Below are 11,043 nucleotides of genomic sequence, written 5' to 3' on the forward strand. Positions count from 1 at the left end.
GGGAATGCCAACAGGATTGGAGGCGTTCAGGATCAGGCGGCCGGATGGGGGTGCATCTTCGGCATCTTCGCCCCCAGGTGGCCGAAGTGCTTGCCGTAGGCGGCCATCATCTCCTTGCAGGCGCTCAGGAGGTAGCGCCGCTTGAAGCCGTCCGGCAGGGCCCGGATCATGGGGATCTTCTGGGCGTAGAAGGTCATGTAGCACCGTCCCAGGGCGATGGCGACCTCTTCGAGCGTCATGTCGTAGGGCTCGATGATCGGCGTGGACAGGTTGTACTTGGAATAATCGTGGACGCGCACCCGGTCCTGCATCTGGTCGTAGAGGGGCGTGAAGGGCATCGGCGTCAGGACGGGAAACACCGCGATGTCGGGGTTCATCCGGATGGCGACCTCGATGGTGCGGTCGATGGAGGCCTGAGTCTCCGTGGGATGGCCGATCATGAAGGAGGCCTCGGTGACGATGTCGTGCTCGCGGGCGAGGTCGATGGCCCGGGCGATGGCGTTCACATCGTTGCCCTTGTTGAGGGAGGCCAGCAGCTCGTCCGTGCCGGCCTCGGCGCCAATATAGAGGTGCACAACGCCCGCCGCCCGGTACTTGGGCAGCAGGTCCGCGTCGCGCACCACATCCTCCGCGCGGGTCTCCATCAGCAGTCGGATGCCAAGCCTGGCGTCGATGAAGAGATCCAGCAGCCGTTCCCAGCGGGTCCGGTCGCTGGTGGGGTAGGGGTCGATGAGGGTGATGGATTCCACGCCGTAGCGATCGACGAGGAGGCGCACCTCCTCCATCACGTCCTCCGGCGTCCGGGCGCGCCAGTCGCCCCGCCAGAAAGCCCGGTGGCTGCAGAACGAGCAGCCCATCATGCAGCCGCGCGAGGTGAGGATGGAGGCCATGCGGCCCGGCGGGTCGATGCGGTAGCGGTAGGCGTCCCAGTCCAGCAGGTGCCAGGCGGGCTTGATGGTGTCCAGATCCAGGATGTGGGGGCGAATCTCCGTGACGAGCACGAGCCCGTCCCGGCGGAAGGCGATGCCCTTCACCGTGTCGAGCCCGCCATCCTGCAGGGCCGCCAACAGCTCCGGCAGGGTGGCCTCCGCCTCGCCCCGCAGCACGATATCCACGGGGCTGGCTGGATCGTCGAGCAGTTCCTGGTATTTGAAGGTAGGGAAGGGGCCGCCTAGCAGCGTGATGATGCCTGGATTCGCAGCCTTGGCCAGACTCAGGGCCTTCACGGCCGCCGGCACCACGGCCGTGCTGATGGCGCCCGTGACAGGCAGGTAGTCGTAGGCGACGACGATGTCCGGGCGGTACTGTTCCACTTCCGCGCGGATGGTTTCGAAGCTGCCACCCTCCCGGTTCATGGCGTCGTAGATCCGGGCCTCATGCCCCGACTGCTCGACGGCGCCGGCCAGGTAGGCGATCTGGAGCGGCGGCCAAGTGCCGATGACCTCCACACCCCAACTGGAGTAGGGCGGCACCACGAAAAGAACCTTGCTCACAAAGTCACCCGTATTGCCTTTCACAACATCAGTCTGAGGTCAAAGGTAATGGAAAAAGTCACAATGTCTTCGGGATTCGAGAGGGTCACTGGAAGTAAGCGGAGTGCAGCGAGGGGATCAGGAACGGAAAGATGAACGCCGTCAGAATGGACACGCCGAAACAACCGATGGTGAGCCAGGCCGTGGTCCGTGGGCGCAGGCGGTAGAACAGCCGCAGGTGCAGCAAGGTACCGAAGCAGAGCCAAGTGACGAGCGACCAGGTCTCGATGGGATCCCAGCCCCAGTAGCGGCCCCAGGACTGGTGGGCCCAGATGGCGCCGGCCACGATGGTGGTAGACCAGAACACGAACCCGAAGCCAATGAAGCGGATCATCGATGCGTCCAGAACCTCGGCTGAGGGGAAACGTTCCAGGAAGCGGCTGGAGGCGCCCTTGACCTTCCGCAGGAGGATTACCGCGGCGGCGAAGGCGAGCAGGAAGGCCCCCACCGCCAGCTTGGTGAAGAAGATGTGGAACACGAGCCAGATGGAGCGCAAGGTCGGCGGCAGGTTGCGGGCCTCGGGGCTGGTAAGCAGGCCCAGGCCGACCATGAGGATCGCGGCGGGCAGGACCACCAGGGCCAGTCCCGCCCAACTGGGCCGCCGCCACAGCACGATGAGCAGCATGAGGATGGCGATCCAGGCGTTGGAGGACAGGACTTCGTACTTCAGCATGTAGGGGCCGTGGCCCGTTTCGATCCAGCGGATGACGAGAGCCGCCCCGTGGGGCAGGAGGCCCAGGGCCGCGAGCCCACGAGCCCAGCGGACCCGCGCGGGGTGGTCCCAGAGCAGGGCGTGGGCGAAGAGGATGGCGGCCAGGGCGTAGACGCCCACGGCGGTCCAATGGAGGAGGGTCTCCTGGAAGAAGGGGCTCATGGCTTTGCTCCCTGGGTGGCGGGCGCGGTGATCATGCCGTGGGCATCCTTGGCGTCGATGTTCCAGGGGACTTCCTTGCGTCCCACCTGGGGTGGGGCCGTGAACTTGGTCTCCTCCACCAGCCAGGTGCCCTTGTGGTAGCTGAACCGGTAGAGCATCTCGTAGTGGTCCACGGAGGCTTCGCCCACCTGCCGGCCGGTGGCGGTCTGCACATCCCGGTAGCGCCACTGCTCCCGGGTGTGGACCTGGAGACTGTCGGCGGCCTGCTCGACCTTCGTCACCTCCAGGTTCTCCAGGCGGGCATCCAGGGTCAGGCCCATGTCCATGCGCACGCCGATGAGGCCGAGGAGGCGTCTCCCGTCGGGAGCATCCGGACCTACCACCTCGTCGATGAGGCGGACATCGTTCTTCCGGTAGGCCTCGCTCACCACCTGGTTGTAGCGGGCCACCAGCATCCGGGCCTCGCTGGAGGACACCCGCGAGCAGCCGAGGGTTAAGGCCATGAAGGCCAGGGCAAAGAAGGTCCGCATCGTCATACCTCGCCTCCATGGTCCCGTACCAGGCGCTCGAAGCGCTCCTGGAATAGCGGGGCGAACCGGTGGGGTCGCAGGGCCACGACCACCCGTTCCTGATCACCTTCCGGCGTGACAGAGACCAGCTCATCCACCCGCGTCACGCCATAGGTGAGGGCCGCTCCCGTCAGGGCCAGGGCGAAGCCCAGGTAGGCCAGCCCGATGGCGGGGTCGTGGTTGCCGTGGAGCCGTGCCCAGTAGGGAAGGCCGTGCAACTTGAAGGTGCCGCCCCCGGGCAGGGGCAAGCTTTCGCCGGGCCGCAGGGGGCCCTCCGCCAGGGTGGCGGAGCCGTCGAGGATCCGCACCTCCGCCAGACCAGGGCGGCTGCCGTTCGCGGGCATGGGCACGCGGATCCGGGCGCGCAGGGGTCCGGGGCCCGGGGAGTAGGCGCCGAACGCGGCGGCCTCCTTCTTTTCCAGTAGGGCGGCGGTTCGCTGGGGCGGCCCGGCGGGGAGGCTCCACTCCACCAGGGCCGCGGGGCCGTGCTGGTTGTCCGCGTAGAGGCGGCCCCGGGCCACGGACAGTTCCTGGTTGATGCCCAGCTCGCGCATCTGGTCCCCGTTCTCGGTCACCTCTGCCAGGCCCAGGCGGAGGGTCCGCAGGTCGCCGCTGCCGTAGCGGGTGATCTCCACGGACACCAGGCGCAGGGGGGACTCCAGGCGGAAGGGTTCGCCCAGCGGGCCGGGCCACTGGGCGCCCCAGGCCTCGACGGTGGGCGGCAGCACCTCCCCCTCGTAGAGGTCTACCATGGCCTGGACACCGAACAGGGCCTGCAAGGCGCCGGCGAGAACCACGCAAAGGAGGCCGATGTGGAACAGGGGCGACCCCGCCAAGGCCAGGCGCCCCCGGGTCCGGATGTGCGTGATCGCTTGCGCACCTGTGGATGCAGGCCGCGTGAACTCGCGCCGGAAGGGCGCCGTCCGAAAATGGGCCTCCGTGGGAACCAGCTGCCATTGGGCCCGGAGGCGCCGGGCCTGCTCCACCACCACAATGGCCAGCGAAACTGTGGCCATGCCCAGGGCCAACAAGAAGGCTGGACTCGTGAAGACGTGATCCAGAGCCAACGCATCCACCAAGGTTGAGATAAGGGCTCCGTGGGTGCGAAGTCGCTCCACTTCCATGGTTGGGGCCGTGCCCGCTTGGGGCAGGATGGCGCCAAACGCGCCGATTCCTGTGACAGCTAGGACTTCCCCAATGATGGTGGCTGGATGCCTGAGGAACCGTTTGACGAGACGAAGCAAGGTCAATCCTCTGATTGGTAGCGGCCCAGAGCCCATATCCAACAGTGCCTGCCTGGGCTCCTGATCAGGGTGGTTTGCAGGACGAGTTATATGTCGTGCCCGTCTTTCTCTTCTGTGTAGGGCAAGGCTTGGCTACCGATTCGGAGAAAACCAGGGGGAGCGACATGCGCTCAGGTTCACCAGGTCTCCTTGATGCCCGAGTTGGTCAGGGTGGATGGATGAGCGCTACTGCTACATTTCGCCGAACAGTTCCCAGTAGCATCCTTGTTGTAGTTGGAACTGCTGGTCTTGATGAACTGGGTCAGCTGGATCTTGGTATTGTCGTTCAGATAGGCATAGCGCTTTGGGAGATTACTGGTATCTGTGGCGATCAGGCGCGAAACCTTGCCACCGTGGGGGATGACGATGTGGCATTCGTAACATTTCCGCGACGAGTGGTCGCCGGCGGAGTGGACATTGTTGGTCGATGATTGGATTGGGTGGCAGTTGTTGCACCAGGATTGGTTGGTGGGTGTCGTGGTCTGACGAGCGTTGGAAAGCGTTACATCCGGCCAGTTGGCCGGAGGCGGGGTCCCGGTGCCGAAGCTGCGAAGCATGAATTGGGCGGCCGATCCATGGGGCCCCTGTGCAGCGGTGCCGTCCGTGTTGTGGCAGTCCGAGCACATCATGGTCTGGCTGCCCTTGTTGGTGTTCCAGGGAGGGTTGAGGGTAACGGTCAATCCCCCGGTGGGAGTCACCTGACCTGTCTGAGCGTTCATGGGGACGACCACAGGGTGGGCCGACCGGTTGGCCGGGTTGAACTCCTGGGCCAGGTCGGTGTAGCTGAGGACCGGGGTGGTGGTCACGGTGGCAGTGGAGTAGCGGTAGTAGCGCGTGGTTCCCACGTAGGGCGTCGTGAGGGTCAGGCTGGTGGCGGTGGGTGCCGGCGAGGCCGCCACGATGTAATAGATTCCGGTCCCGTCCTCGGGGCGGATGGCTTGCCCCGCCATCGCCGCCGTCCAGTTGGTGCCGGAGCCGGTGACGGTCGTGCTGCCGCTCAGGAACTTGGCGCCGGGATGCAGGTAGAAGTCCGCAGGGGTGGCTGCCACGGTGGAGGCTGCGATGGTCAGGCCTGTGGCCGAGCCCCAGGCGGTGATCTCGGACGAAGTGCCGGACCCTATGAGTTCGATGTACTGCCCCACCACGGAACTTACCCAACTGGTACCGTAGCCGGTGACGGCGTTGGTTGCCGTAATGGCGGCAGAGGGCCGTGTCTGGTAGTTCCCAGAGGTGTTGTTCTGAAGGAAATTGGTGAGCAACCGCAAGGAAGTGCTGGTGATGTTGTAGGCCGTGCTCGGATCGACAATGTAATTGTTGGTGGTCCCGGATCGCCGGATGCCTCGGCCTTTCATGTTGGCGTTGGTCCAACTGGTCGTGGTCCCCGCAACAGTGTTGCTGTTCAGCGTGAACGAGGCGGTTCCCGAGCCAGTGGCCCAGGTTTGAGGGGTGGTGCTGGCGGCCATGGTGAAGGCGCCGACGGAGGTTCCCCCTCCGCTGGACGGCGCCGTGGTGCCAAAGGAATAGCTGGTGTGGCACTTGAAGCAGACTTGGTACTCCTTGGTAGCGGTGGGCTGGGGAGAATAGCTATAGGTTCCGGGGGCCAGCCAAGTCGGCCAGGTGGCCACATCCACCCCATCCACGCCCATGAGCGGCCCGCTCTGGACGGTGGTGCCGTTCATGATCTGGTTTCGGTACTGATCGGCCGTGGTGCCGTAGGTGTGCGAACCCGCCGCGGCCTTGTGGGGGTTGTGACAGTCGGCGCACATGACAGTGCGGCCGCTGGTGCGCTCGATGGGATGGTGGGTGGCCTTGGTGATCTCTTTCTGGATGTCAGGAATGAGGAGCTGGACCGCTCCGGTGGGAGTGAGCTGGTTGGGGGTCGTGGTGTTTACGTCGCTGTGGCAGGTCAGGCAGAGGTTTGAGGGCTCGTCCACCAGGAGCTTGGCATAGTGCTTGGTGGTGTCTCGGGAATCGGGCCAACCATGGGGAACGTGGCAGTTCACGCAGGTGGCCCGCTTGCCGGCATCCGCGGCGTAGCTGAAGGCCGGATAGGTGGTGATGGGGCTGCCGTACTTCCCGCCGGGCCACAGCACGCCCTTGGCGGTGTCGAAGTGCACGCCCTTGTTGGTAGTGACCGTGGCGTAGGTGTGGCAGTCGTTGCAGAGGGGGCTGACGCCGGCGGTGGCACTGCTCACTTCGGCGCGGAGCAGGAGGCCGTTGGCGGTGGTGGTCGCCTTGTGGACGTCGTGGCAGGACTGGCACCGCACGAATCCATCTGCGTCAAGCAGGGCCGTGGAGGGGCCTTTCCAGTCCCCGCTTATTTGGTCCTTCGAAAGCTTGTTGGCATAGGATCCCACCGGATGGCTGATACCGCCCTTAGCGGTGACATTGCGGGGCGCGTGGCAGTCCACGCACATCTGGCTCTGGTTGTTGTCGATGCGCTGGAAGTGGCGGCCAGCGCTGCCTGCGGCCAGCAGGCGGGAGGCGGGGTCGAAGGCATTGGCGGCCTGGCTGTGCTGGTTGTGGCAGCTGGAGCACATGAGGCCGCCGTTCTCGAGGCGGAGGTTGGCGTTGGTGGGCACGGCCAGATCGGTCCGCACATGGAGGTACCACTGGTCGCCTGTGGCGAACGAGGTGCCCGTGGTCCCGTCCGCGAACTTCAAGCTGATGCCAGCGTCGAGGAGGGTGCCCGTGAGGGAGGCGCGGAGGCCGGTGACGAGGCCGCCGAGGGTCCCGGTGAGGGGATCGGAGGTCTGGTACTGGAAGGTGGCAGAGCTGGCCGTGCCAGGCGCGGTGATCGTGATGAGGTAGGTCTTCGCGTAGGGCCCCGTGAAGCTGCCTGTGGGCGTGAGCGAACCCGTGGAACTGTTCGTTTTGCCGGAAGGCACGGAGATGCGACCCGAGGGGCCGGCGTTCCAGCGGTGGGAGGTGCCGCTCGCCGCGACACCGGCGGGCATGCCCCGGCCGGGGACGGCCTGGTCATTCGGGGTGAAGGAGTAGGGAGCTCCAACGGCGGTGCTGGGGGGGGTGCCGACGCCAAGGGAGCCCGTGGTATGGCAGGTCATGCACAGGTTGGCATTCCCGGCCGCGGTGGTGAGGGTTCCGCCGGGGGCATTGTGCAGCTTATGACAGGACAGGCACTGGATGTTGTTGGTCCCGTTGTGCGGCGGATCCGAGGCGCGGAGGGCCGCCGGGGTCAGCAGAACGGCGAGGAGCGCCAGGAAGGTGGAGCGCATGCGGTTCATCGCGAACCCCCGTGCTTGTGGGATTTTTTGGAGGTGCCCCCCCCTCCCCGCGGAATCTGGGGCCGCGGATTCACGATGACCCTCGTGGCCGCTTCGAATTCGTTGCCATCGGAGGTCCGGCCGGTGATGAAGACGATGCTGGTGCCATCGGGCAACGTGGCCAGGAGCGCCGGGATGTTGAAGCGGAGTTTCAGCTCTGCCGCCGGCGCGTCGCCGACAGCCTGGATGGCATCCTGCTGCAGAGGCTGGGCTGGCACGCCGTTCACGAGCACCGTCGAGGCGATGATCTGTTCGGGCGCCACGCCGTTCACATGCAGGTGGCCGACCACCATCTTGGGATGCTCTTGTCCGTCCTTGTCCTCGTCCCCGTCCTCGGGTTCCTCCCTGAACGCGGATCCCCGGCCCATGGGCCCGCGGGTGAAGGTGACCTGGTCCAGGAGGAAGGCGGCCTGGCGGATGGCAGGATCGGCGTAGGTATCCAGGCCGAAGATCTCCACCCGCGTGCTGCCAGCGGACACCACCAGCAGGCGGTTGTCGCTGTCCACGGCCAGGCTGGAGGGCACGCTCAGCTCGCCAGGGCCCTCTCCGAAGGAGCCAATGGTGGAGAGGATCTTCCCCGTGGTGGCATCCATCACCTGGACCATGCCGTGGAAGGCATCCGCGATGTAGATACGCCCTTGAGCATCGCCGGCCAGGCCCTGGATGCGGCCGAAGGGAGACTTGGCGCCCATGCCCATCCGACCGGGCGTGGAACCGAGGATACGGAGCAGGCTGCCCTCAGGGGTGAAAACCTGGATACGGTTGTTGTTCTGATCGGCCACGAAGACTTCCCCCGCGGGACTGACCCACAGGCCCGTGGGGAAGTCGAACTTTCCGGCGATGGCTCCGGCGCCTCCGAACTCGCGTACCTTGGCCCCCGTGGGCCCATAGACCTTGATGAGGTTGGCGGCGCTGTCGGCCACATAGACCTGGCCCGCCGCATCGAGGGTGATGTGGTTGGGAAGGAGGAACTCGCCAGGGCCCTGCCCCAACCGCCCAGCGAGGGTTCCGTCCTGGAGGAGGATGGACACGGCGCCGGTTCCGGCCTCGCCGACGAAGACGCGCCCGCTCTTGTCTACGGCCACCCCAAGGGGGCGGGCCAAGCCATCCTTGATGAAGAGGAGGCGGCCGGATTCGTCGCGGACATACAGCCTCCCCAGGGCTGCATCCGTGATGTAGATGCGGCCGATCGCACCCGCAGCGATACGGGCGGGGTCATGTAGGCCATTCCGATAGGCCCGCAGCGGCGTGGCGACCGGAGCCACCACGGGGACGGGGGTCTGGGCCTGGAGCTCAAGGCCGCCCAGCAGCAGGCCTGCGCAGACCAAGGCCAGATGTCGAGGAGTGACAGAGCGGTGACTCATGGGCGACCTCGGGGGGGGGAGTCCAGGCCAAAGGCCGGGATATCCCAGGAGCATAGGGCGGAATGAGGTTTAAGGATGAGCAGATGATCTATGCTGCGTAACACGCAACAGTTGCGGACTGCAACAAATCAATCGTTTCTTGAAGGCCCCTAAGAAAAAAAAACCAGATGATCAAAATCACAAAAATAGATGACCCGTAGTTCGCTTATGGGCCCTATGGTTCGAGGGTCGGCTGACAGGTTCCTGTGACGTTGTCCGATGCAAGACATCCACGAGGCAAAAAAGCCATGTTCAAACGTTCCACCCTGCTGTCGATCGCCCTCGCGTGTGTCGCGAGTGCGATGGCGCCTCTGTCCGCGCAGAAGCCCGCCACCCCTCCCGTGGCACAGGACGAGGTGCTGGCCTGGCCCGCTCCCCCAGCTCCCGCCCGCATCAAGTGGGTGGCCGAGTACCGCAACGCCTTCGATGTGGGCGCCAAAAAGAAACGGAGCTTTCTCGATCGCCTGGCCGGCAAGTCCGAGGATGTGATCTGGCTGCAACGCCCCCTCAGCGTCGCGGTCGATGACAAGGGCGTGATTTTCGTTGGCGACTACAACCTGGGCGTCATCGCCATGGATCCCGCGAACAAGAAAATTTGGGCGTTCTCTGCCGTCAGTGGCTCTGTGCTGACCACACCCACGGGGCTGGCGGCGGATTCCAAGTTCGTGTTCGCGACAAGCGCCAATACGAGCCAAGTGGTGATCTTCGACAAAGAGGGACGTCAACTCAGCGCACTGGGGAAGGCGGACGGCATCAAGCGCCCGGTGGGACTGGCCGTGGATGAGGCTCGAAACCTGCTGGTGGTGGTGAATGGAGACGAGCACGCCGTACGCCTCTACAACCGGAGCCTCAAGCTCCTCAAGACGATCGGCAGCCGTGGGAGCGAGGAGGGCCAGTTCAACTTCCCCACCTATGTCTGCATGGTGGCCGGTGTCGGCTTCGCGGTGGTGGACTCGGGCAACTTCCGTGTCCAGCTCTTCGACTTCAATGGCCGGTTCCTCCGGGCCTTCGGCCAGGTAGGTGACATGGCGGGCCAGTTCGCCCGGCCCAAGGGCATTGCGGTGGATCCCGACGGCCAGCTCTACGTGGTGGACGGCGCTTTCAACAACTTCCAGATCTTCAACCAGGAGGGCCGCCTCCTCACCTTCGTCGGTCAGGGCGGGGTGCGCAAAGGCCAGTTCCAGGTGCCCAATGGCATCGCCATCGATGCCAGCGGAGCGATCTACGTGGCGGATCAGATCAACCACCGCATCCAGAAGTTCCAGTATTTGCGAGAGGAAAAGGAGGCACCCGCCTCCCATCCCACCCCGCAATAGCAGCACCCTGCTGCTTTTCTCTCCACTCCCCCCCCCCAACCCACCTACGAGGTGAACCATGAAGTCCCTTCTCGTCGTTCTGCTGGCCGCCGGCTCCCTGAGCCTGTCGGCGGGCATCATCGGCACCAAGCACGACCTGAGCACTAACGCTCTCGCCGGCCAGGGTCACACCAATACGACTCAGGTCTGCGTGTTCTGCCACACCCCCCACAACGCGGCTGCCACCCAGCTCGCGCCCCTGTGGAACCGGAAGTTCGCGGGCACCACCCCGACCTTCACCCTCTACAGCAGCGCGACCCTGACCTCCACCCCCACGCAGCCCACCGGGGCCAGCTTGGCCTGCTTCACCTGCCATGACGGCACGACCTCCGTGGGCAACCTCATCAACATGCCCTCCGACACGGCGACCTTCACCTACACGGCCGGCGGTAATGTAAGCAACCTCGGTGTACTCAGCGGGGCTCCCGCTCTTGGCACGGATCTGTCCAATGACCACCCCGTGTCCATGACTTACCCCACCAAGACAGGCCTTGTGGTTCCGACCGTAAGTGGCACGACGTCCAACGTCGGCGGGCTCCCCCTCTTCACCAACAAGGTTGAGTGCGCCAGCTGCCACGACGTGCACAGCAACGCGATCGCCACGCCCTTCCTGCGCGCGTCCATGACCAATTCCGCACTCTGCACCACCTGCCACATCAAGTAAGCCAGGCACCACGACACGCATGACAAGCGGGGGGTGGTTCCACCCGCCCCCTGCCTTTTTTTGGGCCTCCTTTCCCGAA

General features: G+C 65.1%; 8 protein-coding genes. 2 read left to right on the plus strand and 6 right to left on the minus strand.

The window, feature by feature from the left end; genetic code table 11:
- Positions 1 to 32: 32 nt before the first annotated feature.
- The 6 genes from NOV74_RS15395 to NOV74_RS00220 all read right to left on the minus strand — a co-directional run bounded on the left by NOV74_RS15395 (position 33) and on the right by NOV74_RS00220 (position 8,906).
- Positions 33 to 1,493 carry a B12-binding domain-containing radical SAM protein gene (locus NOV74_RS15395; RefSeq protein WP_257308229.1) on the minus strand — a complete coding sequence of 487 codons (1,461 nt, stop codon included), beginning with the start codon at positions 1,491 to 1,493 and terminating at the stop codon, positions 33 to 35.
- 85 nt (positions 1,494 to 1,578) lie between these two features.
- Entirely contained in the window at positions 1,579 to 2,406 is an 828-nt protein-coding gene (gene ccsA / locus NOV74_RS00200) for a cytochrome c biogenesis protein CcsA (RefSeq protein WP_257308230.1), read from the minus strand.
- A complete protein-coding gene (locus tag NOV74_RS00205) occupies positions 2,403 to 2,942 on the minus strand; it encodes a hypothetical protein (RefSeq protein WP_257308232.1) in 540 nt (179 codons plus the stop codon). Before NOV74_RS00205 ends, ccsA begins: the two co-directional genes overlap by 4 nt.
- On the minus strand, positions 2,939 to 4,219 hold the full coding sequence (locus NOV74_RS00210) for a cytochrome c biogenesis ResB family protein (protein ID WP_257308234.1): 1,281 nt from the start codon (positions 4,217 to 4,219) through the stop codon (positions 2,939 to 2,941). Before NOV74_RS00210 ends, NOV74_RS00205 begins: the two co-directional genes overlap by 4 nt.
- A 176-nt stretch (positions 4,220 to 4,395) precedes the next feature.
- A complete protein-coding gene (locus tag NOV74_RS00215) occupies positions 4,396 to 7,503 on the minus strand; it encodes a cytochrome c3 family protein (protein WP_257308236.1) in 3,108 nt (1,035 codons plus the stop codon).
- Entirely contained in the window at positions 7,500 to 8,906 is a 1,407-nt protein-coding gene (locus tag NOV74_RS00220) for an NHL repeat-containing protein (protein ID WP_257308239.1), read from the minus strand. Before NOV74_RS00220 ends, NOV74_RS00215 begins: the two co-directional genes overlap by 4 nt.
- Before the next feature lie 287 nt (positions 8,907 to 9,193).
- Here NOV74_RS00220 and NOV74_RS00225 point away from each other — a divergent pair, with 287 nt between their 5' ends.
- Together NOV74_RS00225 and NOV74_RS00230 are read left to right on the plus strand one after the other, a co-directional pair.
- Positions 9,194 to 10,261, plus strand: coding sequence for an NHL repeat-containing protein (locus NOV74_RS00225; protein ID WP_257308241.1), 1,068 nt, complete (start codon positions 9,194 to 9,196; stop codon positions 10,259 to 10,261).
- Between the two features lie 58 nt (positions 10,262 to 10,319).
- Positions 10,320 to 10,964, plus strand: a complete 645-nt coding sequence (locus tag NOV74_RS00230; RefSeq protein ID WP_257308242.1) for a cytochrome c3 family protein — start codon at positions 10,320 to 10,322, stop codon at positions 10,962 to 10,964.
- Positions 10,965 to 11,043: the final 79 nt, after the last annotated feature.

Origin of the sequence: Geothrix fuzhouensis (genome assembly GCF_024609325.1) — a bacterium.
In the GTDB taxonomy this organism is placed as follows: domain Bacteria; phylum Acidobacteriota; class Holophagae; order Holophagales; family Holophagaceae; genus Geothrix; species Geothrix fuzhouensis.

Excerpts from the sequence above, each read along its gene's own strand:
- ccsA (WP_257308230.1), bottom strand. The coding sequence starts at position 2,406 with ATGAGCCCCTTCTTCCAGGAGACCCTCCTCCATTGGACCGCCGTGGGC.
- NOV74_RS00205 (WP_257308232.1), bottom strand. The coding sequence starts at position 2,942 with ATGACGATGCGGACCTTCTTTGCCCTGGCCTTCATGGCCTTAACCCTC.
- NOV74_RS00215 (WP_257308236.1), bottom strand. The coding sequence starts at position 7,503 with ATGAACCGCATGCGCTCCACCTTCCTGGCGCTCCTCGCCGTTCTGCTG.
- NOV74_RS00220 (WP_257308239.1), bottom strand. The coding sequence starts at position 8,906 with ATGAGTCACCGCTCTGTCACTCCTCGACATCTGGCCTTGGTCTGCGCA.
- NOV74_RS00225 (WP_257308241.1), top strand. The coding sequence starts at position 9,194 with ATGTTCAAACGTTCCACCCTGCTGTCGATCGCCCTCGCGTGTGTCGCG.
- NOV74_RS00230 (WP_257308242.1), top strand. The coding sequence starts at position 10,320 with ATGAAGTCCCTTCTCGTCGTTCTGCTGGCCGCCGGCTCCCTGAGCCTG.